General features: G+C 69.0%; 16 protein-coding genes. 9 read left to right on the top strand and 7 right to left on the bottom strand.

Annotated elements, in window-relative coordinates; all coding sequences use genetic code 11:
* Nucleotides 1-32 precede the first annotated feature (32 nt).
* From ACEXHE_RS03775 to ACEXHE_RS03790, 4 genes are all read left to right on the top strand, one after another.
* Nucleotides 33-1055, top strand: a complete 1023-nt coding sequence (locus tag ACEXHE_RS03775) for a 3-oxoacyl-ACP synthase III (RefSeq protein WP_260061839.1) — start codon at nt 33-35, stop codon at nt 1053-1055.
* Entirely contained in the window at nt 1052-3859 is a 2808-nt protein-coding gene (locus ACEXHE_RS03780; RefSeq protein WP_374784746.1) for an alpha/beta fold hydrolase, read from the top strand. The genes ACEXHE_RS03775 and ACEXHE_RS03780 overlap by 4 nt, the downstream gene beginning before the upstream one ends.
* Nucleotides 3856-4851, top strand: coding sequence for an NAD(P)-dependent oxidoreductase (locus ACEXHE_RS03785; RefSeq protein WP_260061841.1), 996 nt, complete (start codon nt 3856-3858; stop codon nt 4849-4851). Before ACEXHE_RS03780 ends, ACEXHE_RS03785 begins: the two co-directional genes overlap by 4 nt.
* A 61-nt stretch (nt 4852-4912) precedes the next feature.
* Complete coding sequence (locus tag ACEXHE_RS03790) at nt 4913-5611, top strand: type 1 glutamine amidotransferase domain-containing protein (protein WP_374784747.1); 699 nt, start codon at nt 4913-4915, stop codon at nt 5609-5611.
* 12 nt (nt 5612-5623) lie between these two features.
* Here ACEXHE_RS03790 and ACEXHE_RS03795 read toward each other — a convergent pair whose 3' ends face one another.
* A complete protein-coding gene (locus ACEXHE_RS03795; RefSeq protein WP_091696371.1) occupies nt 5624-7732 on the bottom strand; it encodes a type IIA DNA topoisomerase subunit B in 2109 nt (702 codons plus the stop codon).
* Nucleotides 7733-7990: 258 nt separating this feature from the next.
* Here ACEXHE_RS03795 and ACEXHE_RS03800 point away from each other — a divergent pair, with 258 nt between their 5' ends.
* Entirely contained in the window at nt 7991-8212 is a 222-nt protein-coding gene (locus tag ACEXHE_RS03800) for a hypothetical protein (RefSeq protein WP_091696374.1), read from the top strand.
* 82 nt (nt 8213-8294) lie between these two features.
* Here ACEXHE_RS03800 and ACEXHE_RS03805 read toward each other — a convergent pair whose 3' ends face one another.
* From ACEXHE_RS03805 to ACEXHE_RS03820, 4 genes are all read right to left on the bottom strand, one after another.
* Nucleotides 8295-9431: an SGNH/GDSL hydrolase family protein gene (locus ACEXHE_RS03805; RefSeq protein ID WP_374784748.1), complete on the bottom strand. Its 1137-nt coding sequence runs from the start codon at nt 9429-9431 to the stop codon at nt 8295-8297.
* 140 nt (nt 9432-9571) lie between these two features.
* On the bottom strand, nt 9572-10933 hold the full coding sequence (locus ACEXHE_RS03810) for an RNA polymerase sigma factor (RefSeq protein WP_374784749.1): 1362 nt from the start codon (nt 10931-10933) through the stop codon (nt 9572-9574).
* Nucleotides 10934-11172: 239 nt separating this feature from the next.
* Nucleotides 11173-12390 carry a DUF4192 family protein gene (locus ACEXHE_RS03815; protein WP_374784750.1) on the bottom strand — a complete coding sequence of 406 codons (1218 nt, stop codon included), beginning with the start codon at nt 12388-12390 and terminating at the stop codon, nt 11173-11175.
* 138 nt (nt 12391-12528) lie between these two features.
* Nucleotides 12529-13563 carry a proteasome assembly chaperone family protein gene (locus tag ACEXHE_RS03820; protein WP_277245875.1) on the bottom strand — a complete coding sequence of 345 codons (1035 nt, stop codon included), beginning with the start codon at nt 13561-13563 and terminating at the stop codon, nt 12529-12531.
* Between the two features lie 177 nt (nt 13564-13740).
* Between ACEXHE_RS03820 and ACEXHE_RS03825 the strand changes: the two genes are divergently transcribed.
* The 4 genes from ACEXHE_RS03825 (at nt 13741) to ACEXHE_RS03840 (ending at nt 19151) form a co-directional block, all read left to right on the top strand.
* Nucleotides 13741-15345 (top strand): leucyl aminopeptidase, encoded by a 1605-nt coding sequence (locus ACEXHE_RS03825; protein WP_374784751.1) that lies wholly within the window; start codon nt 13741-13743, stop codon nt 15343-15345.
* Between the two features lie 166 nt (nt 15346-15511).
* Nucleotides 15512-16891, top strand: a complete 1380-nt coding sequence (lpdA, locus tag ACEXHE_RS03830; RefSeq protein ID WP_277245877.1) for a dihydrolipoyl dehydrogenase — start codon at nt 15512-15514, stop codon at nt 16889-16891.
* Nucleotides 16892-16989: 98 nt separating this feature from the next.
* Nucleotides 16990-18795 (top strand): 2-oxoglutarate dehydrogenase, E2 component, dihydrolipoamide succinyltransferase, encoded by a 1806-nt coding sequence (sucB, locus tag ACEXHE_RS03835; RefSeq protein ID WP_374784752.1) that lies wholly within the window; start codon nt 16990-16992, stop codon nt 18793-18795.
* Complete coding sequence (locus ACEXHE_RS03840; RefSeq protein ID WP_091696389.1) at nt 18795-19151, top strand: hypothetical protein; 357 nt, start codon at nt 18795-18797, stop codon at nt 19149-19151. Before sucB ends, ACEXHE_RS03840 begins: the two co-directional genes overlap by 1 nt.
* Before the next feature lie 108 nt (nt 19152-19259).
* On the opposite strand, the gene ACEXHE_RS03845 is transcribed toward ACEXHE_RS03840, so the two are convergent.
* A complete protein-coding gene (locus ACEXHE_RS03845) occupies nt 19260-22658 on the bottom strand; it encodes a S41 family peptidase (protein ID WP_374784753.1) in 3399 nt (1132 codons plus the stop codon).
* A 13-nt stretch (nt 22659-22671) separates the two neighbouring features.
* Complete coding sequence (locus ACEXHE_RS03850) at nt 22672-24243, bottom strand: protein kinase (RefSeq protein ID WP_374784754.1); 1572 nt, start codon at nt 24241-24243, stop codon at nt 22672-22674.
* Between the last annotated feature and the right edge of the window lie 88 nt (nt 24244-24331).

Genomic DNA, 24331 nt, shown 5'->3' on the forward strand with positions numbered 1-24331 from the left:
ACACCCCTTTCAGGAACGGACCAGGCCACATAGTGCAAGGCAACGCGATCTTCCGTCACACCAACGCCTCTCTGCTCTCGGTCACCGAGGTCGTGGCCCCCGTCACGGTCACCTCTGACCAGATCGACGACGAGCTGGTGGAGGTGCTCACGCGGCTCAAGCTGCCCCGAGGCCTGCTGCAGCGGGTGGCCGGCGTGCATGAACGGCGCAACTGGGAGGAGCCGGATCAGTTCCAGCGCGGTGCCGCAGAAGCGGGCCGAGCAGCCCTGGAGCAGGCCGGCGTGGATGCCTCCGCCGTCGGGCTGCTGGTCAACACCTCGGTGACCCGCCAGACCCTGGAGCCCTCCGTGGCCGTGAGGATCCACCACGAGATGGGCCTGCCGACCTCGGCCACGAACTTCGACATCACCAACGCCTGCCTGGCCTTCGTCAACGGCATGTCCCTGGCCGCGACCATGATCGACGCCGGGCAGATCGACTACGCCGTGGTGGTGGCCGGGGAGGACTCGGTGAAGGTCCAACGGGCGACACTGGCCAATCTGCACGCCGAGTCCGTGGACCGCAGCAACTTCATGGAGCAGTTCGCCTCCCTCACCCTGGGCTCCGGCGCAGCCGCTGCGGTGATCGGCCGCTCCGACCTGCACCCGGAAGGACACCGGATCCGTCGCGGCATCACCCGCGCAGGCACCGACCACCATGACCTGTGCGTGGGCGACCACGAGGGCATGTTCACCGACTCCACCGCCCTGCTCAAGGACGGCCTCGAGCTCGTCATGGACGCCTGGAACGAGGTCCCGGAGGACTGGAACTGGGGCCAGATGGACCGGTACATCACCCATCAGGTCTCCCAGCTGCACACCGACTCGATCATCGAGGCCGCCGGCATCGACCGCGAACGGATCCCCACCACCTTCCCCGTCCTGGGCAATGTGGGCCCCGCATCCCTTCCCATCACCCTGGCCCGTGAGGCCGATTCGCTCCAGCGCGGCGACCGTGTGCTCTGCCTGGGCGTCGGTTCCGGACTGAACACCGCCATGCTGGAGATCGACTGGTGAGACTGCCCGCCGCCCCTGCCTTCATCCCTGACCACTCCGCGCTGCCGGGTCTCGATCCGGCGTGGAGCCGACTCGTCACAGCCCAGACCGTGGACGGCGAGCGGACCTTCCACGTGCTGGACACCGGACCGGTTCTCGAGGCCGCTGGCGTCAGTCCCACCGGCACCATCCTGGCCGTCCACGGCAACCCCACCTGGTCCTATCTGTGGCGTTCTGTCGCTGCGGCGACGGTCCGCGCCGGACAGCGAACCGGCGCCCGGCAGGTCTGGCGCGTGGTGGCACTGGACCAGTTGGACATGGGCTGCTCGGAGCGGTTGGCCCACCCCGGTCTGCCCGTTCCGGCCACCGCCGAGGAGTCCGGTCAGCCGAGCACGGCGCTGGGCTACCGCACCCTCACCGGGCGCATCGCGGATCTGGATGCGGTGGTGCGGGAGCTGGGCCTGGATGTCCAGGCTCGCCAGGGCCACCGGATCGTCACGCTGGGACACGACTGGGGCGGCGTCGTGTCCCTGGGCTGGGCCGGGCGGAACCGGGACCTGGTCTCGGCCGTCATGACCCTGAACACCGCCGTCCATCAGCGGTCAGAGGACCCGTTGCCTGCACCCCTGCGCGCGGCGCTGGCTGGCCCTCTGCTGCCCGGTTCCACCGTGGTCACCGACGCTTTCCTCCGCACTACCACGGCCCTGGGCCACCCGTCTCTGTCCCCTGATGTCAAGGCCGCCTTCCATGCTCCGTACACGGCCGATGCCGCACCGGGCACGGCGGCCGGCGCGGCGGAGCGTCGTGGCGGGATCGGCGGATTCGTGGCGGACATCCCCGTGGGCCCGGAGCACGGTTCCCATGCCGAACTGCAACGGGTCTCCTCGGACCTGGCCCTGCTGGGACGCGAGTCCACGCCGGCCCTGATCCTGTGGGGACCGAAGGATCCGGTGTTCCTGGACCGGTATCTGGCGGACCTGCTGGAACGCCTCCCGCAGGCGGATCTGCACCGCTTCGAGACAGCCGGGCATCTGCTGCCCGAGGACGTGGACATCGCCGAACCGATCCTGCTCTGGCTCGAGCGGGCTGTGCCCACCGAGATGGATCGCGTCCAGCCGTCACCCGCCGCAGACCGGGCCCCGTCCTCCTGGTCGGACGACCAGCGGCCCCTGTGGTCATTCCTGGACGAGTGGCGTGACCAGGACACGCTCGCGGTGGTGGATCTGGCCGGGACGCACCCTGGCGAGGTCACCTGGGAGCGCTTGGCCTCCGTCGTGGACTCCGTGGCCTGCGGGCTGCAGGAGATCGGCGTCCGTCCCGGGGACCGTGTCTCCCTGATGGTCCCACCCGGGCGGGACCTGACTGCGATCCTCTACGCATGCCTGCGACTGGGCGCCGTCGGAGTGGTGGCCGATGCCGGTCTGGGAGTGGCCGGGATGACCCGAGCCGTCCGAGCGGCCCGCCCCCAGTGGATCATCGGTGAGCTGCCCGGCCTCAGTGTGGCCCGCGTGCAGTCCTGGCCCGGCCGCCGGATCTCTGTGCGCACGCATTCCGCCGTGGTGGCATCCGGGCTCCGGGTCGAGGACTCGATCTATTCGATGATGGACCGCCATGCCGCAGAGCGCTTCACCGGTCCGGCTCCGTCTCCGTCTGATCCAGCGGCCATCCTGTTCACCTCCGGATCCACCGGTCCGGCCAAGGGTGTGATGTACACGCATGGCCGTCTGGCAGCCCTGGCCGCCCTGCTGCGCGATGTCTTCGACGTCCGCCCCGGGTCCTCCCTGCTGGCCGGCTTCGCTCCGTTCGCCCTGCTCGGACCGGCCATCGGGGCCACCTCGGCCACGCCGGACATGTCCGTCACGGAGCCGGCGAGCCTGACCGCCCAGGCGGTGGCCGCGGCCGCCGACGCCGCCGGCGCCACGATCGTCTTCGCCTCACCGGCCGCGCTGCGCAATGTGGTGGCCACCGCCGAGTCGCTGGACGATGCCCAGCGCTCCACCCTCGCCCGCGTGGACCTGGTGCTCTCCGCCGGCGCACCGGTGCATCCGGTCCTGATGGCCCAGGTCGCCCAGGTCTTCCCCTCGGCACAGATCCACTCCCCGTACGGGATGACCGAGTCGCTGCTGCTCACCGACATCGATCGGGACACGATCGAGCAGGTCACCTCGGCCGACTCTGACCAGGACGGTGTCTGCGTGGGGCTGCCGGTGGGTCCCGTGCGCGTGGCCATCGCCCCCCTGCGCGCCGACGGCACCTCCTCGGACACCCTGCTCGAGGGCCCGGAGGCGTTCGGCGTCCTGGGCGAGGTCGTCGTCTCAGCGCCGCATATGAAGGCCGGGTATGACCGACTGTGGCTCACGGACGCGCGGTCCAAGCGTGACTCCACCCCGGACCGGGACTGGCATCGCACTCAGGATGTGGGTCACCTCGACGACGACGGTCGGCTCTGGATCGAAGGTCGCCTCCAGCATGTGGTCACCTCGCCCGATGGCCCGGTCGCCCCGGGCGGGCCGGAAGCACGCATCGACGCTCTTGCGGGCGTGCATCGGGCCGCCGTCGTGGGCGTCGGGCCGGTGGGCACCCAGGCGGTGGTGGCCGTCGTCGAACCCTCACCGGTGCCCGGAGTCCGCTCCCCGCGTCCCGGGCTGGCCGATGCCGAGCTGACCCGTCAGGTCCGTTCGGCCGCCGCCCCGGTGCCGGTCTCGGCCGTGCTGGTCACGGACACCGTCCCGGTGGACATCCGCCACCAGTCCAAGATCGACCGGACGCGATTGGCCGGATGGGCCGAGCGCATCCTGTCCGGCGGGAAAGTCGGTCGACCATGACACCGAAGCCGTTGAAGGTCCTGGTCACCGGAGCGTCCGGGCTGCTCGGCGCCGGAGTGGCCGGCCGCCTGGTGGAGGCCGGCCATGACGTGGTGACCCTGCAGCGGCGCCCCTCCGGGGTCACCGGTGCCCGTGATGTCCAGGGCTCCGTGACGTCCGCGGAGACCGTGCGCCAGGCGATGGCAGGACGGGACACCCTGGTGCATGTGGCGGCCAAGGTCTCCGTCTCCGGTCCTGCCGAACAGTACGAGCAGGTCAATGTCCAGGGCACCCGCAACGTCGTGGAAGCGGCCCAGGAGGCCGGAGTGGAGCGGATGGTGCACATCTCCTCCCCCTCCGTGGCGCACGCAGGGACCTCGATCGTGGGCGAGGGGGCCGGGCCTGCGGATCCGGACCATGCCCGAGGCCACTATGCACGCACCAAGGCGCAGGCAGAACTGCTCGCCCTGGCTGCGGACGCGGAGGACTTCCGGGTCCTGGTCCTGCGCCCGCATCTGATGTGGGGGCCCGGAGACACTCAGCTGACGGATCGGATCGTCGACCGCGCCCGTCAGGGCAGGATGCCCCTTCTCGGTCCAGGGGCCGCCCTGGTGGACACCCTCTACACGGAGAACGCGGTGGATGCCGTGCTGCGAGCCGTGGAGGCGGTGGATCGGGTACATGGAGAGGCACTGGTGGTCACCAACGGCGAACCGCGGGCCATCGGCGAGCTGATCCGGGAGATGGCCCGCGCCGGCGGCGCACCGGCACCCCGCCTGCGGATTCCTGCCCGCGTGGCGACTTCCGCCGGTGCGGTGATCGAACGGATCTGGGAATGGGCCGACCTGGGCCGCAGCGGTGACGAGCCGCCCTTGACCCGGTTCCTGGCCGAGCAGCTCTCCACCGCTCACTGGTTCGACCAGCGGCGCACGCGGGAGGTTCTGGACTGGACGCCCCGCGTCAGCGTCGACGAAGGCCTCGAGCGACTGGCCGACCACTACCGTTCGGTGTGAACCTCAGGGCAGAATGAGCGGGCATCGCCTCACATCACACCCCACCTGAGGAGCACCTGATATGACCACTGTCGTCATGGCGCTGAGCGCCGCCCGTCACTGGACCCTGGCTGACGGCACCCAGCACCCCACCGGATTCTGGGCCGAGGAGTTCGTGGTCCCGTACACCGCGTTCCGTGACGCCGGCTTCGAGGTGCTGGTCGCCACACCCGGTGCCGTTCCACCTGTGGTCGATGAGCTCAGCCTGGGTCTGTCCGGCGGACTGCCCTCGACCACGCGCCGACTGCGGTCCCAGCTGGCCGCGCTCGAACCGGTCCTGGCCTCTCCTGCGGATCTGCATGAGGTGGATCCGATGTCACCGGACATGGTGTTCTACCCCGGCGGCCACGGTCCGATGGAGGACCTGGCGGTGGACCGTGCCAGTGGCGAGCTGCTGCGCCAGCGTCTGGAGTCCGCCCGGCCGATCGCCCTGCTCTGCCATGCCCCCGCAGCCGTCTTGGCCACGGCAGACCAGCAGGGCCGCTCCCCGTTCACCGGCCGACACATCACGGCACTGTCCAACCTGGAGGAACGGGTCAATCCTTTCGCCTGGAAGGCCTCGTGGCTGCTGCAGGACCGGCTCGAGCAGATCGGCGTTCGCTACGAGAAGGGGCTGCTGCCCTTCCGTCCTCACGTGGTGGTGGACGGCACCCTCTACTCGGGGCAGAACCCTCAGTCCTCCCAGCGGCTGGCCGAGATGATCATCACGGACCTGGGCTGAGTCCGCCGCCGGTCAGGCATCGATCCGGTCGCGGTCCAGATCATCGGCACCGGAGATGATGAACTGCTTGCGAGGGGCGACCTCGGAGCCCATGAGCAGGTCGAAGATCTGCTCGGCACGCTCCACCTCGGAGATGTTGACCCGGCGCAGCGTGCGGTGTCGAGGATCCATGGTGGTCTCGGAGAGCTGGTCGGCATCCATCTCACCCAGGCCCTTGTAGCGCTGGATCGGCTCCTTGTAGCTGCGTCCGTCCTTCTCCAGCTGCGCCAGCAGGGTGTGCAGCTCGTTCTCGGAATAGGTGTAGACCACTTCATTGGCGCCCGAGCCGCGCGTGACCACCTCCACCCGATGCAGGGGCGGCACCGCGGCATACACCCGTCCGGCCTCCACCATGGGCCGCATGTACCGGAAGAACAGGGTCAGCAGCAGGGTGCGGATGTGAGCGCCGTCGACGTCGGCATCCGTCATCAGGATGACCTTGCCATACCGGGCGGCCTCCAGATCGAAGCTGCGTCCCGCTCCCCCACCGATCACCTGGATCAGCGCGGCGCACTCGGCGTTGGAGAGCATGTCGCCCACCGAGGCCTTCTGCACGTTGAGGATCTTGCCGCGGATGGGCAGCAGCGCTTGGAAGTCCGAGGACCGGGCCAGCTTGGCGGTGCCGAGTGCAGAGTCGCCCTCCACGATGAACAGCTCGGAGCTGGCCACGTCATTGGTCCGGCAGTCGGCCAGCTTGGTCGGCATGGTGGAGGTCTCCAAGGCGTTCTTGCGCCGCTGGTTCTCCTTGTGTGTCCGCGCGGAGATCCGAGACTTCATCTCCGCCACGACCTTCTCCAACAGCTGGGAGGTCTGGGTCTTGTCCTGCCGCTTCGAGGACGCGAACAGTGCGGTGAGCTCCTTCTCCACCACCTTGGCCACGATCGCGCGGACCGCCGGAGTGCCCAGCACCTCCTTGGTCTGTCCCTCGAACTGCGGTTCGGCCAGTCGGACGGTCAGCACGGCGGTGAGCCCGGCGAGGACATCGTCCTTCTCGAGCTTGTCGTTGCCGGCCTTGAGCTTGCGCGCGTTGGCCTCCACCGTCTTGCGGAAGGTCTTGAGCAGAGCCTGCTCGAACCCGGACTGATGGGTTCCTCCCTTGGGTGTGGCGATGATGTTGACGAAGGACCGGAAGGTGGTGTCGTATCCGACGTCCCAGCGCAGGGCGATGTCCACCTCGCACTCGCGCTCCACATCCTCCATCGCGGTCCGACCGTCGTCGCCGAGCACCGGGACACGCTCGGAGAACGATCCGGTGCCCTGCAGGCGCCAGACATCGGTCACCGGGCTGGCGGAGGACAGGTGCTCAGCGAACTCAGAGATGCCGCCGTCGTACTGGAAGACCTCTTCCACAGGACCGTCTGCGCCGGGGGTGCCGGGCAGACGCCGCTCGTCCCGGATGCTGATGCGCAGTCCGGGCACCAGGAATGCCGTCTGCCGAGCCCGGCCCTGCAGCTCGGTGTAGGAGAACTTCGCATCAGGCGTGAAGATCTGTTCATCGGCCCAATACCGCACGCGGGTTCCGGTCTGACCGCGCTTGGCCTTGCCGACCACGTCCATCGGCGAGATGTCCGTGGAGGGTTCGAAGGGGGCATCTGGGCGGTGGGTGGATCCGGAGTCCGTGAAGCGACCCGGCTCTCCACGGCGGAACGACATCTGATGGATCTTGCCGCCCCGGAAGACCTGGACGTCCAGACGGGAGGACAGGGCGTTGACCACCGAGGCGCCCACGCCGTGCAGGCCGCCGGAGGCCGCATAGGAGCCGCCGCCGAACTTGCCGCCAGCATGCAGTTTGGTGAAGACCACCTCGACACCGGACAGGCCGGTGCGGGGCTCGATGTCCACCGGGATGCCGCGTCCGTTGTCCTCGACCTCCACGGCCCCGTTGGCATGCAGGGTGATGTCGATCGACTGCCCATAGCCGGCCAGGGCCTCATCCACCGAGTTGTCGATGATCTCCCAGAGACAGTGCATCAGACCCCGGGAGTCCGTGGAGCCGATGTACATGCCCGGTCGCTTCCGGACCGCCTCCAGCCCTTCCAGCACCGACAGATGACGGGCGTTGTACTCACTGCTGCGGGACACGATGTCTTCCTCTGCTGGATGGACGGATGGGACCGTCCTTCAGGGTATCCGCGCGGCTGCCGCTTTCCCTGGCGACTGGCCGCCGCTGGACTCGGATTGACCCGCGATGGGGTACGCGGGAAGCGAAACCGCGCCACGCGGAGGGTCTCTGGAGAACAAAACCCGACAGAAGGTGGTTGCATAGGTGTACGCAACACCGATCCTGCGGCCACGACTGGCCGACCCCAGGATCAGGGGCACCAGAAGAGGAGGCCAGCCATGACCACCACCGCCACGATCGACCCGCCGGCACTGACCGGCGCTGACCGCTGCGACCGCTGCGGAGCACAGGCCTATGTGCGCGCTGTGCTGAACGTCGGAGGCGAGCTGCTGTTCTGCGGCCACCACGCTCGCGCAGTGGAGGACACCCTGCGCCCTCAGACCACGGTCTGGCAGGACGAGACCGCCAAGCTCCATGAGAAGGAGCCGGTGGACGCCTGATCGCCGCCGCCCAACTCAGCTCCATCGAGGACCCGTCACCAGGTGGTGACGGGTCCTCGTCTGTCTGCGGGCCCTGGCCGACTCAGCCGGCCGTCGTCGTGCTCTCCAGGACCGAGGTGACCAGCAGCGGCGCCTGTTGCGAGTGTCCGGTGGCTGTGGGGTGCATGAACCCGGGGATGTCCAGGCTGGAGAACGGCGGGACGATCCAGGAGTGATGCTGGCTGGCCCCGATGCGCGGGTCCAGGCCCCGCCCCTCGAAGGTGACGGTGGGGTCCACCAGCCGGAATCGCTCCGACCCCGTCTCGGCATTGAGCCGCTCCACCGTCTCCCGCTGCAGCGCCGTGTAGTCCTGCTGGATCCGGTTGAGCTCAGCTCCGGCGTCATACCATCCGGCCGGCCCCTCGGGAAGGGTGTAGCTGTCTCGGTTGATGAGCATCGGGTAGGCGACCAGGTGGATGGTGGCCGTGCCGGACGAGGCACGGTCGATGTCCCGCAGCGCCGCGGCCAGTCCGTCCTGGATGGTCCCCAGTCGTCCCTCAGCCACGGAGAGCGACCGCTCGCACCCGATCGCCTCGCGCAGCACGAAGCACTGGACCACGATGTCCACGAAGCCGCCGTCGTTGCCGCCGATCGTGAGGAAGACATGGTCGGTCTGATCCGAGACCGAGGCGATCTGCGAGTGGGCCCACAGATGACAGGCCGCCGTGGCCGTATAGATGCTCCCAGCCGGCGCCGGAGCCACCCTCCGGTACTCATAGAACCGGTCCTCAGGTGCACTGCGGCAGAGCCCCTCTACCTCCACCCGCCGCTGCCATTCAGCGGACTGGTCCGCCACCGTGGGATACGAGCTGCGTGGCAGCCAATAGCTGCGTGTGCGGGACGTCTCCCACCTCAGATGGCGCGGCTGGGAGAGATCGGCCAGCACGCCTCCGCCGCAGGCGGCCATGGTGATCTCGGCCCCCAGCTGCCGAGCGGCCACCGGCCCGTAGGCCAGATCCGAGCGCATGCAGGGCCGGTCGGAGTAGGCCCCTGCTCCGTTGCCGGACGAATAGGAGTCTCCCAGGACCACGATCTGCGCTGGCGAGGACTCCGCGCCGGAGGATCCCTCTGTTCCGGTGGCCTGAACCGGTGCGGCCCCGGCCATCAGAGCCGCGACCGGGCCCACAGCGGCGAACCAGCGCGATCGCCGGGACGGAGCGGAGTGGTCGAACGTCGTCATGGAATGTCCTGCCCTCGAGCGATGCGCTGTGATGCGGACCACATTACGGGAGGTGCCCGACGAGCCCGGGGGAACCGCCGGTGGACACAGAACGGCCCCGCACCGTGAGGGTGCGGGGCCGTTCTGGGGCGCTGTCCGACTCAGTCCAGGTAGTCCCGCAGCACCTGCGAGCGGGAGGGGTGACGCAGCTTGGACATCGTCTTGGACTCGATCTGTCGGATCCGCTCACGCGTGACGCCGTAGACCTTGCCGATCTCGTCCAGCGTCTTCGGCTGGCCGTCGGTCAGGCCGAAGCGCATCGCCACCACGCCTGCCTCACGCTCGGAGAGGGTGTCCAGCACCGAATGCAGCTGCTCCTGCAGCAGCGTGAAGCTGACGGCGTCTGCCGGGACCACGGCCTCGGAGTCCTCGATGAGGTCGCCGAACTCGGAGTCGCCGTCCTCGCCCAGGGGCGTGTGGAGGGAGATGGGCTCGCGGCCGTACTTCTGGACCTCGACCACCTTCTCCGGGGTCATGTCCAGCTCCTTGGCCAGCTCCTCCGGAGTGGGCTCGCGGCCCAGGTCCTGGAGCATCTGACGCTGGACGCGGGCCAGCTTGTTGATGACCTCGACCATGTGGACCGGGATGCGGATGGTACGCGCCTGGTCGGCCATGGCGCGGGTGATGGCCTGCCGGATCCACCAGGTGGCGTAGGTGGAGAACTTGAATCCCTTGGTGTAGTCGAACTTCTCCACCGCGCGGATCAGGCCCAGGTTGCCCTCCTGGATCAGGTCCAGGAACAGCATGCCGCGGCCGGTGTACCGCTTGGCCAGGGAGACGACCAGACGCAGGTTGGCCTCGAGCAGGTGGTTCTTGGCACGGCGCCCGTCCGCGATCACCAGTTCCATGTCCCGGCGGAGCCGGGCGTCCTTGATCGGCTTCTCCTTCATCTTGTGCTCGGCATACAGGCCGGCCTCGATGCGCAGCGCCAGATCCACCTCCTGCTCCGCATTGAGCAGGGCGACCTTGCCGATCTGCTTCAGGTAGTCCTTGACGGGGTCAGCCGTGGCTCCGGCAGAGACGACCTGCTGGACCGGCGCGTCGTCCTCGGAGTCTGACACCACGAAGCCAGCACCGGACGACTCCTCGTCGTCCTCGCCCTTGGCATCCGAGGCCTTCTGCCCCTTGACGCCCTTGTCGTCCTTCATGCCCTCATCCTGGGCAGTGGTCTCACCATCGGTGTCCTCGGCCAGCTCGGCCTCCTGGGCCTGCAGCTGCGCCTCCTCGGCAGCCACCTCGGCCACCGGGTCTGCGCTCTTCTTGGCCCGGGTCCCGGCGGTCTTCTTCGCCGTGGTCTTCTTCGCCGGTGTCTTCGCGGTGGCGGTCTTCTTGGTCGCAGCGGTCCGTGACGCCGTGGCCTTGGCGGTCGTCTTCTTCGCCGGCGCGGCCTTCTCCTCCGCGGCCACAGCGTCCGAGGTCGCTGCGGCGGTCCGCGTACTGGTCGTCTTGGAAGCTGTAGTCACTCAGAGCCTTTCGTTCGGACGTCGGCGACGCCCTGACGGTCAACACCACGATGACCCTGTCAAGTCAGCGATGTTGGGCGCGGACCGTTTCGGCGCATGCTGCACCGGCCGTTCCGCACCCCGCTGACAGCAGGGTCTTTCCTCGGTCAACCACACCGAGTCGTGAATTGTTCCCGACGGTGTGCGGCCCGGCCCCGGGTTCGGAGCCGGACCGGCACGATTATGCCACTTGGAGACGTTCAGGGCCTGCGACGACGCCAGGCGATCTCCTCTCGTGCGGCCCACCCGGCCAGATGCCCCTGGTCCAGCAGCTGCTCAAGCAGCTCGGCCATGCTGTAGTACGGATCACGTGCCCGGCACTGGTCCACCACGGCTCCGGCCCAGGATCCCCGCCCCCGGCACCAGTCCACCCACGCCGCCAGGCACTGCAGGGCCGAAGCCGTCTCACCGGCGGCGAGCGGAAGCAGGTCCCGGCAGGCCTCGCGCAGCCGGTCCATCCGGTCCCAGTCCGGTGCTCGCACCGTGTCCGCCAGCATCGCCGAGACGTAGAGGACTCCGCTGGCTTCCGAAGGCGTGCAGCCCATCCGTGCGCTGGTTCCCCGAGGAAGGGCACGGATGAACTCTCCACCGGAGACGGCCCGTTGGAGGGTGAACGCCGACGAGGCCAGCAGCCCGTCACGCAGACACACCTGGGCCAGTCCCGCGACCAGCTCGACCAGCTCCGCCCGGGACCAGTCCGAGAGCGCACCCGCCGACCCGTCGAGCACGCGTTCCCACCGCTGCATCCAGGCCGCCACGTAGTCCGAATCGTCCACCCCGACGGCGGCCCGCTCCAGTGCGGCGACCAAGGCCAGGGACGGCCTCTCGGTGGGGACGGGCATCCGAGCCGCTTCCGGACCGGATTCCACCACCGACCCCTGCACGATGAAGGTGGCGTTGACGGCGCTGACCTCGCTGCGCGAGACCGACCCGCCGTGCGGAGGGCAGGACGCCGGGTCAGGGCAGTCCAGGTGCCACAGGCAGCCGTGGTCCACGAGCCAGGTCTCACGCAGGGGCAGACCGCGGTCAGCCAGCGCGTCCCCGAGCGCGGCCACCAGCGCTCCATCGGCCCCGCTGATCGGATCCTGCACCGGTTCGGGGCCGGCTGCCTCCGGATGCACCCGTTCCTTGAACACGAAGATCAGCGTGTCCGTGGCCTGGACGTCCTGGGACAGGTATCCGGCGATCAGCTCTGCATAGTGCTGTGGATCGACCCGCCCCTCCTGCAGAGCGACCGGCAGATCCAGCCGGACCATCGCTCCGATGCTCGTGCCGCGCCGGGTCAGGCCGACGCAGCTCGAACGCGGTCGGAAGCCCAGGGAATGATCGATGTAGCTGAGCAGGTCGGCGGGCTCGGAGGCGCGGACCAGCGGGGGCTCGACGGGACGGGATGCGGTGGCAGGCGATGAGTTCTCCATGCCTCTCAGACTGACCGGGACGGCTCTGACCGGCCATCGCCGCCTGCCTGACTGTGGGCGGCTCCTGCTGACCGGTCTGCTGTGCAGGAGCCGAACCCTGCCCAGCGGTTCCGGGCAGTGTGGACCGCCCCCCGAACGTCAGGTGAGGCCAGGTCCAGGTGAGGCGGGATCGTCCGGCGCGGCGCCGTCGTCGGGCTGGTCCTGTCCTGACTCCGAGGCCGTGGACTCGCCCGGCTCCAGGGCATGCCGCGGCTGGCTGCTCAGGTAGTCCTCCACGGCTGCACCGAGCTCCTCCGCATCCGGGATCTCCTCACCCGGACGGACCAGCAGCGACCGGCTGGCGGTCGAGGCGTGCTGGTCGAAGTTGCGCTCCAGCCCCTCGACCATGGCCGTGATCTCACCCGATCCCTGGGTCTGGCGGTCCAGTTCACGGTCCACCTCACGTCCGCGCTCGCGCAGCTCGTCGGTGGGCAGCATCAGCTCCATGGCGGCGCCCACATACTCCAGGGCCGCCACCGCCGCCTGCGGGTAGGACGCATCGGCCACATAGTGAGGAACGTGCAGGGTGTACCCGGTGGCTCCTCGGCGCTGTTCGTCCAGCCGCAGCTCAAGCAGCTGTGCCACACCGGAGACCATCCGGGCCTGGGGGCTCCAGGTGGAGAGCCCCCGCACCAGGTCCTCCCTGTTGCCGTGCGCGGTCACGCCCAGGGGACGGGTGTGCGGGACGGGCATGGGCACCGCGTCCACCAGGGCCACCAGCTTCACGTCCAACTGCTCCACCAGGAACATCACCGAGGAGACGAAGCGCTCCCACTGGAAATCCGGCTCCGGGCCGGAGAGCAGCAGGAAGGGACGGCCAAGCAGATCCGAGACCAGGTGCAGCTCCAAGGAGGGCTGCTGGTAGTCGTGGAAGCGTTCACCGTCGAAGGAGATGACCGGGCGGCGGGCGCGGTAGTCCAGCAGCTGGTCGGCGTCGAAGGTGGCCAGGAGCCGGTGCTCCAACGTCTCCAGCAGCGTCTCCCGGACCTGGCCAGCCAGGTGCCCGGCATCCAGATGTCCGTTGAACACGGCCAGCATGCCCAGGCCACGCACCGGAGAGGCGTCGCCGATCCCGCTGGCGATCAGGTCCTGCCCGGCCGGTGCCAGGGTGAACAGAGAGGTGGGGTCCTGCATGGCGTCATCCCTTCCGACGAGGCGGTCCCAAGACGGTACCTGGGAACAACGCCGACTCGCGGACCGTTATTCCACACAGGGCGCTGCCGATAGGATCGGGGCGGCGCGTGGAACCAGCCACCACCCTGCCGCCTTCCAGCGCCCACCGCTCACCGACGACGACGGGAAGAACTCCACGTGATCTCAGACTTCAGCCCCCAGCTCACGGCCATCGGCTCCGATCTGCGCCGCAGCTCCGCCCAGGCGCTCGTGGTGGCCGTGGCCTCCACCGAGGACGGACCGGTCCTGCTGCCCAATCCGCTGGCGGATTCCGCCGCCCGTGCCCTGGCCGACTCGCTCGAGGCCCTGGGGGTCACCGGCGCTGCCGATGAGGTCGTGCGCATCCCCGGGATGGACTCCGTCCTGGTGCTGACCGGTGTGGGCTCACTGACCGGTGAGGCCGGATCGGGTGTCTCCGCCGAGGCCCTGCGCCGGGCAGCCGGTGCCGCCATTCGCCACCTGGCCGGCACGACGACGGCCGCACTGGCTCTGCCGGCCGACTCGCCTGAGCAGCTGGGCGCGGTGGCCGAGGGCGCCTCCTACGGTGCGTACTCCTTCACCGGGTTCCGTTCCGCACCGGCTCAGGAGAAGGCCCGCAAGAAGGCCCCGGTGCAGCAGATCGAGATCGTCAGCGACCTGAAGCAGAAGGCGGTCAAGCCCGTTCTCGACCGGGCCGCCGTGCTCGGACGCGCCGTGCGAGCCACCCGTGACCTCGTCAACACCCCGCCGTCCCACCTCTTCCCGGCCTCCTTCGCCGAGACCGTGTCAGCCGCCGCGGGCCAGCACTCCCTGAAGGTGACCGTCTGGGATGAGAAGAAGCTGGAGAAGGAGGGATTCGGGGGCATCCTGAACGTCGGCAAGGGCTCCTCCCGTCCCCCGCGGCTGGTCAAGGTGGAGTACTCCCCCGCCAAGTCCAAGAACGCCGCCCACATCGCCCTGGTCGGCAAGGGCATCACCTTCGACTCCGGCGGCATCTCGCTGAAGCCCCCGGCCTCGATGATGACCATGAAGTCGGACATGACCGGCGCCGCCACCGTGGCCTCGGTCATCACCGCCGCCGCCGAGCTGCAGCTGCCGATCAAGGTCACCGGCTGGCTGTGCCTGGCCGAGAACATGCCCTCCGGTACCGCCACCCGTCCCTCGGACGTCATCACCATCTTCGGCGGCAAGACCGTCGAGGTGATGAACACCGACGCCGAGGGCCGCCTGGTGATGGCCGACGGCCTGGTGGCTGCCACCAATGAGGCCCCGGACGCCGTGATCGACATCGCCACGCTCACCGGTGCGCAGATGATCGCCCTGGGCACCCGGACCACCGGCGTGATGGGCACCGAGGACCTGCGTGACGAGGTGGTCCGCTCGGCCGATGCCGCCGGTGAGACCGCCTGGGCCATGCCGATCCCGGAGAACATGCGCAAGTCCCTGGACTCCTCGATCGCCGACATCTCCAATGTGGGCGACCGCTTCGGCGGGATGATGGCGGCCGCCGCGTTCCTGCGCGACTTCGTGGACGCCGGCCGTGACGCCGCCGAGGCCAAGGCCGCTCCCACCCCCTGGGCGCACCTGGACATCGCCGGCCCGTCCTTCAACGAGTCCGCCCCGTGGGGCTACACCCCCAAGGACGCCACCGGCGTAATGGTGCGCACCCTCGTGCAGTTCCTCGAGGGCCGCGCCGGGGTGAGCACCGCGGCCGCCGAACCCGCCTCCCAGAAGGCGACCGGCCGCCGTCGGGACCGCCGCTGACACCGGCGCAATCTCGCGCGAACAAGTGGCAGCCGTTCGCCGCAGGCGGCTAAGGTGAACCACGAGGCACCACCGCGGCGCGCCGGACACTGATCATGTGCCCGGCGTACCTGAGAACACGGGGACGTCAGGAGATCCCGGTCCCTTGATGATTGAGGAGCACACTGTGTCCGAAAAGGCAAACGCCCAGGAATTCGACGTACTCGTCCTCGGAGGTGGATCCGCCGGTTACGCCGCGGCCCTGCGCGCGGTGCAGTACGGCATGACCGTCGGTCTGGTGGAGAAGGCCAAGCTCGGCGGCACCTGCCTGCACTGGGGCTGCATCCCCACCAAGGCCTACCTGCACGCCGCTGAGCTGGCCGACGACGCCCGCAACAGCGAGAAGTACGGCGTGAAGACCACCTTCGAGGAGGTGGACATGGCCGCCGTGAAGTCCTACAAGGACGGGATCGTCGCCGGCAAGTTCAAGGGCCTGACCGGTCTGATGAAGATGAAGAAGGTCCAGGTCATCGAGGGCGAGGGCAAGCTCGTCTCCCAGAACGAGATCGAGGTGGACGGCACCCGCTACAGCGGCAAGAACATCGTCCTGGCCTCCGGCTCGCAGTCCAAGACCTTCGGCCTGCCGATCGGCGGCAAGATCATGACCTCCACCGAGGCCCTGGAGCTGGACTACACCCCGAAGTCGGCCATCATCCTGGGTGGCGGCGTGATCGGTTCCGAGTTCGCCTCCGCGTGGAACTCCTTCGGTGTGGACGTCACCATCATTGAGGGCCTGGACCACCTGGTTCCCAATGAGGATCCGGCGATCATCAAGGTCCTGGAGCGCGAGTTCAAGAAGCGCGGCATCAAGACCAACCTCGGCACCTTCTTCGAGAAGGTCGAAGAGACCGGCGACGGCGTCAAGGTCACCCTGGCCGACGGCAAGGAGTTCACCGCCGAGGTCTGCCTGGTCGCCGTGGGCCGCGGCCCCGTGACCGAGGGCCTGGGCTACGAGGAGCAGGGCATCACCCTGGACCGCGGGTTCGTCATCACCGACGAGCGTCTGCACACCGGTGTGGGCAACATCTACGCCGTGGGAGACATCGTCCCCGGCCTGCAGCTGGCCCACCGCGGCTACCAGCAGGGCATCTTCGTGGCCGAGGAGATCGCCGGGAACAACCCGCTGATCGTCGAGGACGTGAACATCCCGAAGGTGACCTTCACCGATCCGGAGATCATGTCCGTGGGCTACTCCGAGACCAAGGCCAAGGAGGAGTTCGGCGAGGACGCCATCGAGGTCGCAGAGTACAACCTGGCCGGCAACGGCAAGTCCTCGATCCTGGGCACCGGCGGCATCATCAAGATGGTGCGCCAGAAGGACGGGCCCATCGTCGGCGTGCACGGCATCGGCAAGCGCATCTCCGAGCAGATCGGTGAGGCCCAGCTGATCGTGAACTGGGAGGCCTACCCGGAGGACGTCGCCACGTTCATCCATGCCCACCCCACCCAGAACGAGTCTCTGGGCGAGGCCGCCATGGCCCTGAACGGCCACCCCCTGCACGGCTGACCCCTACGCATCATCGGCCCGTCCCGTCACGGGACCGCGCCGCACCCACACCTCACGCCGGCCCAGCAGTCGGCACGCATGAAGGAGAACCGGACACCATGTCTGAAACCGTGAACCTGCCGGCACTCGGCGAGTCCGTCACCGAAGGCACCGTCACCCGTTGGCTCAAGGAGGTCGGCGAGGAGGTCGCCGTCGACGAGCCGTTGGTGGAGGTCTCCACCGACAAGGTCGACACCGAGATCCCCTCCCCTGTGGCCGGTGTGCTCCAGGAGATCCTGGTGCAGGAGGACGAGACCGTCGAGGTCGGCGCTCCGCTGGCCAAGATCGGCGACGGCGAGGGAACCTCCGATGAGAGCTCCGACGGCGACGACGAGGATGCCGCTGCCGAAGAGGAGAACAAGGACTCCGGCGCGAGCGACGACGAGTCCACCGGGGACGACGACACCGCCGGCGAGGAGGTCTCCTCCGAGCAGGTCGCCGCAGAGGACCAGGAGGAGCGTGGCTCCGGAGACGCCTCCGAGGTGACCCTGCCCGCGCTCGGCGAGTCCGTCACCGAAGGCACCGTCACTCGTTGGCTCAAGGAGGTCGGCGACGACGTCGAGGTCGACGAGCCTCTGCTGGAGGTCTCCACCGACAAGGTCGACACCGAGATCCCGTCTCCGGTGGCCGGCAAGCTGCTGGAGATCAAGGTCGAGGAGGACGAGACCGTCGAGGTCGGCGCCATCCTGGCCCTGGTCGGCTCCGGTTCCGCCGGCGGTTCCACGGAGAAGTCCGAGGACAAGCCCGAGAAGTCCGAGGAGACGTCGGAGCCGGCCTCCGAGGAGAAGCCGGAGAAGACCGAGGACAAGCCGGCCGAGAAGTCTGAGCAGAAGGCTGAGAAGACCGAGGAGAAGCCGGCGAAGAAGGATGAGCCGAGGGCCGACTCCGCTGAGAAGTCCTCCGGTGGCGCTGCCTCCGCTGACGGTTACGTCACTCCCCTGGTGCGCCGCCTGGCCCACCAGCACGGTGTGGACCTGTCCACTCTGGAGGGCACCGGCGTCGGCGGGCGGATCCGCAAGCAGGACGTCTTGGCCGCTGTGGAGAAGCAGGGTTCGGCCTCCGAACCGGCCGCTGAGGAGAAGGCCGCACCGGCCGCCTCGACGTCCGCTGCCCAGGCTCCGGCCAGCTCGGTGGATCCGGCCAAGCGTGGAACCACGGAGAAGGCTCCGCGGATCCGCCAGGTCATCGCCAAGCGCATGCGCGAGTCTCTGGACACGTCCACGCAGCTGACCCAGGTGCACGAGATCGACATGACCCGCATCGTCGCTCTGCGCGGCAAGGCCAAGTCGGCCTTCGAGCAGAAGAACGGCGTGAAGCTGACCTACCTGCCGTTCATCGCCCAGGCGGTGGCCGAGGCCCTGAAGCAGCACCCGAAGCTCAACGCCTCGTACAACGGTGAGACCTCGGAGATCACCTACCACTCCTCGGAGGACCTGGCGATCGCCGTGGACACCGACAAGGGTCTGCTCGTCCCGGTGATCTCCGACGCCGGCTCCCTGAACCTCTCCGGCATCGCGGGGAAGATCGCTGACCTGGCCGACCGTGCCAGGACCAACAAGATCTCTCCGGACGAGCTCTCCGGCGGGACCTTCTCGATCACCAACATCGGTTCGGTCGGGGCGCTGTTCGACACCCCGATCATCAACCAGCCGCAGGTGGCCATCCTGGGCACCGGCACCATCACCAAGCGTCCGATGGTGATGACCGATGCCGACGGCAATGACATCATCGCCATCCGTCACATGATGTACCTGTGCCTGACCTATGACCACCGCCTGGTGGACGGTGCCGACGCCGGTCGCTTCCTGCAGACCGTCAAGGCCCGTCTGGAAGAGGGCGAGTTCGGCAACGAGCTCGGTCTCTGATGGAGGTCCTTGTCGCCCTCATGGTGGCGGTCCACCTGATCTCGGTGGCCGCTATCGTGGGGGGCTGGCTGGCTCACTTCCGCAGCCCCACCGTCACGCTCTCCCAGTGGTGGGGTTCGTTGGGGATGATCCTCTCCGGACTGATCCTGGTGGTCCTGGCCGAGATCAACGGCAGCCCGAACCATCTGAAGATCGCGGTGAAGCTCGTCATCGGGCTGATCGTCCTGGTGGCCGCCCTGCTGGGGCGGCGCAAGGAGAACAAGGGCGAGCCGGTGCCCACCGGTCTGGCCCACGCTGTGGGCGGCATGGGCCTGGCGAACCTGCTCGTGGCCGTCCTCTGGCGCGACTACTCCTGATCTGACGGGCTGAGGCAGCCCGCACTCAACGCCTTCAGCAGGACCCGGAAGGGGCCGACCGGAATCATCCGGTCGGCCCCTTGTGCTGATGCGGTGCGGCTGGGCGGCTCAGCCGTCCCGCGGCGGCAGCGGCGGAGCAGCCAGGTTCGGATATCCCTCCCGCTCCGGCGCCGTGGCCGGAGGGGTCTGGGCGAGTTGGTCCAGCAGCACCTCCACGGCCCGGCGCAGCTGAGGATCCTCCCCGGCCCCCCACGCGTGCGGCGGGCAGACGACCTCGATGTCCGGCTCCACGCCCCGGTTCTCCACCTGGTAGCCCACACCGCCGGTGAACCAGGTCCGGTAGCGGGGCTGGGTGATCTTGGTGCCGTCGGAGAGCCGGAAGAGGTTGTCGATGCCGACCACGCCTCCCCAGGTCCGGGTGCCCACCACCGTGGCGAAGCCCTTGAGCTTGGCCACCTGGGTGATGATGTCGCCGTCGGAGCCGGCGAACTCGTCGGCCAGCAGCACCAGGGGTCCTCGCGGGGCATTGGCCGGGTAGGCAGTCGTCTCCTTGCCGCGGGTCTGATACCAGGCGGTGATGGTGCGGGAGAGCAGCTCGACCACCAGCTGCGAGGTGTGTCCGCCGGTGTTCCGACGGACATCCACGATCAGCCCCTCCTGTGCCGTCTCGGCATCCAGGTCACGGTGCAGCTGCGCCCACCCGGTGGCCACCATGTCCGGGATGTTCAGGTAGCCGATCCTGCCTTGGGTCACCCCGTGCACCCAGGAACGATTCACGTTCACCCAGTGCTGATACCGCAGTCGGCCTTCCGTGCGGATGGGGACGACGGCGATGCGTCGCCGAGTCCCGTCCCTGGCCTCCAGCGTCAGCTCGACGATGCGCTCACCGGCGTGGGCCAGGAGGCGATCTGGAGGGTTCTGGGCGTCGACGGTCTGACCGTCGATCTCCAGCAGAACCTCACCGGCCGAGGCTGCCGCTCCGGGAGCCGTCAACGGCGACCTCGCCCGGGGATCCGAGGACTCGCCCGGAAGGATCCGAGCGATCCGCCACCGGCCGTCGTCGACCACCAGGTCGGCACCCAGCCGCCCCTGGTAGCCGGCCCGAGGCTCCTGGGTGGCCCAGGGGGTGACGTAGGCGTGCGAGGTCCCCAGTTCGCCCTGCAGGCACCGCAGGATGTCCATGAAGTCATCGTCCGTGGCCAGCGCCTCCAGGACGGGCAGGTACCGCTGGAGGACCCCGTCCCAGTCGATGCCGGCCATGTCCTCGGTCCAGAAGAAGTCCCGGGCCAGCCGCCACGTCTCGGTCAGGGCCTGGCGCCACGCGGCCAGCGGGTCCCGAGTGATCCTGATCCGCCCCAGGTCCAGGCTCTGGTGGTCGGCGTTGGAGGAGGAGGTCCGTCGGTTCGAGGGCACGCACCAGGCAGAGGATCCGTTGATGCAGACCACCCGCTTGCGGTCTCCAGAGGCCCGGTACCGGTCCAGACGGTCCACCAGCACCGTGGTGCTGCGGTCCTGGAAGGAGAAGTACTCCAGTCGGAACCCTTCCGACGGCGCGCTCGAGGAAGAGCGCCCATCACCGGTCGAGCCGATCGAGGCGTCGGCCAGCCACAGCAGGCCACCGTCCACCGAGGTCAAGGTCGTGTAGCGACCCTGGACCACGGGAACGGGCACGAGCCGCTGACTCAATCCCTCGATGTCCACCACGGTTCCAGCGGATTGGCGCTGCTGAGGTGCCACCGGCCCGGCTTCGGGAAGACCGACCACCGGCTTGGGCTGTCCCGCCAGGGGGACGGTGCTGCCCGGTGCGCGTCCCGTGGCCTGCTCGGTGCCGAAGGTCCAGGGGCCGAAAGGAGACGGGGTGTCGTCGTCCAGGGCCACCAGGAAGGGCTTGGTGGAGGCGGGGAAGGACAGGTCGAACCCCTGGGTGTCATAGACCGGGTCGAAGCTGCGTTCGGAGAGGAAGGCCAGGAACTTGCCGTCCGGGGTGAAGGAGGGCGAATGGTCGCGGAACCGACCGTCGGTCACCTCCACGGTGCCGGCGCCGGGGTCCGTGGTGCGGACCATCATGATCCGGGACCGTGCCTCATCGGCCCCCACCGGCTCGGCCCAGGCCAGCCACTGGGAGTCGGTGGAGAAGGCCAGATCCGTGATGGACCCGTATGGGGTGTCCTGGATCTGGTGCTGCTCCCCGGATTCGAGGTCGATCAGGATCAGCACACCCAGGTAGGTCGAGACCGCCAGGAACCGGCCATCCAGGGAATCCTCCATCAACGAGACACGACTGCCCGAGGGAAGGTCGAAGCGGCGCGGCTCGCCGGGGTCGGCCATCTCACCGGCTGCTGAGGAGAGCACGTGGGCGGTGGCGTCCTCTCCCGTGTTCGGCTGATCGTGCGCGGTGTGCAGGGGCACCAGATGGACCGCGTCCTCACCGGTGCGATCGGAGATGAAGGCGCAGTACTGGTCGCCAGGCAGGCGGGGCAGTCGGGCACGCACGTCCGAGTCGGACTCGATGGCGCGAGCAGGTCCCTGCCCGTGCAGTAGCAGGTGGACGGCGCCTCGGTTCTCCACAGCCGAGGCCGATCCCGTGTAGTCGGGCACAGCGCTGGCCAGACGACTGGTCCCGTCATAGGGCTGCTCGCGCAGATGATGCCCCAGCACGCCCAGGTCCACCTGGATGCGTTCGGCCTCGGCCCAGGACCCGTCCTGCCTCTGTCCGGCGCCGTCGATCCCATACAGCCGGCCCGAGCGCTGGTAGACCAGTCGGTGCCCGTCCGAGGAGAGGTGCCGGGCATAGAACCCCTCATGGTCGGTGTGCCGCCGCAGGTCCGTGCCGTCAGGGCGGACCGAATAGACGTTGCCGTGGCCCTCGTGGTCGGAGAGGAAGCACACGCGACCGTCGGACCAGCACGGGTCCGAGATGTTGCCGTCCAGTTCCGGCACGAGTCGGTGGAAGGTCTCCTCGCCGTCGGGATCGATCCAGAGCTTTCCGGCAGCCCCTCCGCGGTACCGCTTCCAGAACGCCGGTTCCCCGTTCTGTGCAGAGCAGACCACCAGCGGATGCCGGTCGCTGCCCGGGGCGGAACGGGTGTCCCAGGCCAGACCCGACACCGGGCCGTAGGGAAGCCGTTGCGCCTGTCCGCCCTCCGGTGGCAGAGCCCATGCCCAGGTCATGCGGAAGTCCGCGTCGGCATGGGATCCGGTGACCACGGGACGGCCCGAGGGCGTGAAGCCTCGGGTGCGCGTGCCCAGGGCACCCCACCAGGTCAGCTGACGGTACCCTGACCCGTCCACGGCCGCGGTGACGGCCTCGGGGCTGGACCCCTGGACCACCGTCCAGATCAGGTGGCTGCCATCGGCGCTGAAGCGTGGATACTGGGCCGGCAGGTTCATTCCGGTCCGACGCTGAGCCATGCCGCCACTCCAGTCCACCGTCCAGAGATCGTTGTGGGCCACGAACACGACGGAGTCGCCGTGGACGTGCGGGTAGCGCAGGTACGAGGCTCGCATGGGAACATCCTAGTCAGGCACCCGCGGCCAGAATCCGGTTCAGTCTCCATCCCTGGGAGGTCCGCACCATCTCCAGATCCACTCTCTCGGTGACCGTCGTGGCCTGTTCCGCCAGGGGTGCCTCCTCTCCGAGAGCATGAGTGGTGTACGGAGCGATCTCGAGCTCCACGGGGACACGCACCGGGCTCGGATCCACCGAGTCGATCTCCGTGGCCGGACCCACCGCCTGGACGGTGAGCTCCAGTCCTTCATAGCGCAGGTCACGGTCGGTGAGTTCGGCGACCAGTGCCAGGTCCTGCTCCTGGGCTTCTGATCCCTCCACGGTGTACCTCCGGACCTGGCCCGCGTCCTGGTCCACCAGGGCCCTGCTTCGGGCCGGGCCCAGCCCACGAACGGCCTGGGTCACCTCATCGTCCGCCAACAGGTCCACTGCCTCCTCGGCAGGATCGTCGCTCACGGCAGGTGCGGGGACCGCCGACGGTGCGTTGTGATGGGTCGCCTCGGCCGGGGGACGTGTCGCGCTCGGAGTCGTCCGCGTCTCGGCCGACCGGACCTGGCCGGATCCTGCGCCTGGTCCGCTGTCCTGCTGCATCGTCCAGATCATGGCACCGGTGCTCATCGCGGCCACGGCGGTCACTGCCACCAGCGCGCGCCGCCTCGAGCGCGCTTGACCTCGCCACCGAGACGAGCCGCTGGCTGTCGAAGCGGGGCGGCGGGTGGGCAGTTCCATGGCGACAGAGGGGTGCGCCGCGCCGAAGAGATCCACCGGTTCCGGTGTGGCCCAGTCATAACAGGCCGTGGCGAACTGAGCCGCCGTGGGCCGGTCCTGTGGATCCATGCTCAACCCGGCTTCCAACAGGGCCACCACCTCGGAGGAGATCTCCGGCAGCGTCAGAGACAGCGGAGCTCGCGCGTGGGTGATCACCGGGGCTCGCCCGGTCAAGGCGTACCACCCCACGGCAGCCAGCGAGTACACGTCCGCCGCGGGTCCGGTGCGGGTGTCCAGCCGGGTCTCGGGGGCCTGGAAGCCCGGGGTCCCACCGGGCCGGGCGGCACCCCCGAGCAGCCGTGCACACCCCAGGTCGCCCAGCGACGGCCGTCCGTCCACGGAGTACAGGACGTTGCCGGGCGAGACGTCGGCATGCACGACTCCGCGCCCATGCAGTGCCTCCAGGGCCTGTGCGATCGGCACCAGTGTGGTCACCACCTGGCCCACGGGCAGCGGACCGACCGCCCGCACCAGGGCTCCCAGTGACCCGCCGGGCTGATACTCGCTCAGCAGCCCGGGACCCTGATCGGTCTGGACCACGCCCCGCGGCCGGACCAGGTGATCATGCCGCAGCTCGCCGATGGCGCGCATCTCGTGGTCCAGCGCGTCCAGGCTGGCCGCCACCTCATGATCGGGGACCTTCAGGGCCCGCGCCGGCCCGCCGTTCTGCGGGTGGACCAGCCAGACGCGTGACGCCCCGCCCCGTCCCAGCTCGCGCTCCACCCGGTAGCCCGGGACCACCGGCGGCACAGCCTCGGCGGAGGGGGGCAGTGCCCCATCGGACGGGCCGTGGAGCCTCGAGTCGGCGTGCAGCATGGAAGGTCTCCTGCCTGGTCGGTGGGTCCGTGTCCTGGCTCCATCCTGGGCGAGGACGTCGCGCGACGTCGTCGGTTGTCCACAGGTC

This window comes from Micrococcus sp. IITD107 (genome assembly GCF_041927415.1).
In the GTDB taxonomy this organism is placed as follows: domain Bacteria; phylum Actinomycetota; class Actinomycetes; order Actinomycetales; family Micrococcaceae; genus Citricoccus; species Citricoccus terreus.

What these genes read in the sequence shown, in the direction of transcription:
- ACEXHE_RS03800 (WP_091696374.1), top strand. Translation starts at nt 7,991, where the DNA reads ATGACCACCACCGCCACGATCGACCCGCCGGCACTGACCGGCGCTGAC.
- ACEXHE_RS03820 (WP_277245875.1), bottom strand. Translation starts at nt 13,563, where the DNA reads ATGCAGGACCCCACCTCTCTGTTCACCCTGGCACCGGCCGGGCAGGAC.
- ACEXHE_RS03840 (WP_091696389.1), top strand. Translation starts at nt 18,795, where the DNA reads ATGGAGGTCCTTGTCGCCCTCATGGTGGCGGTCCACCTGATCTCGGTG.
- ACEXHE_RS03785 (WP_260061841.1), top strand. Translation starts at nt 3,856, where the DNA reads ATGACACCGAAGCCGTTGAAGGTCCTGGTCACCGGAGCGTCCGGGCTG.
- sucB (WP_374784752.1), top strand. Translation starts at nt 16,990, where the DNA reads ATGTCTGAAACCGTGAACCTGCCGGCACTCGGCGAGTCCGTCACCGAA.
- ACEXHE_RS03815 (WP_374784750.1), bottom strand. Translation starts at nt 12,390, where the DNA reads ATGGAGAACTCATCGCCTGCCACCGCATCCCGTCCCGTCGAGCCCCCG.
- ACEXHE_RS03845 (WP_374784753.1), bottom strand. Translation starts at nt 22,658, where the DNA reads ATGCGAGCCTCGTACCTGCGCTACCCGCACGTCCACGGCGACTCCGTC.
- ACEXHE_RS03850 (WP_374784754.1), bottom strand. Translation starts at nt 24,243, where the DNA reads ATGCTGCACGCCGACTCGAGGCTCCACGGCCCGTCCGATGGGGCACTG.
- ACEXHE_RS03805 (WP_374784748.1), bottom strand. Translation starts at nt 9,431, where the DNA reads ATGACGACGTTCGACCACTCCGCTCCGTCCCGGCGATCGCGCTGGTTC.
- ACEXHE_RS03790 (WP_374784747.1), top strand. Translation starts at nt 4,913, where the DNA reads ATGACCACTGTCGTCATGGCGCTGAGCGCCGCCCGTCACTGGACCCTG.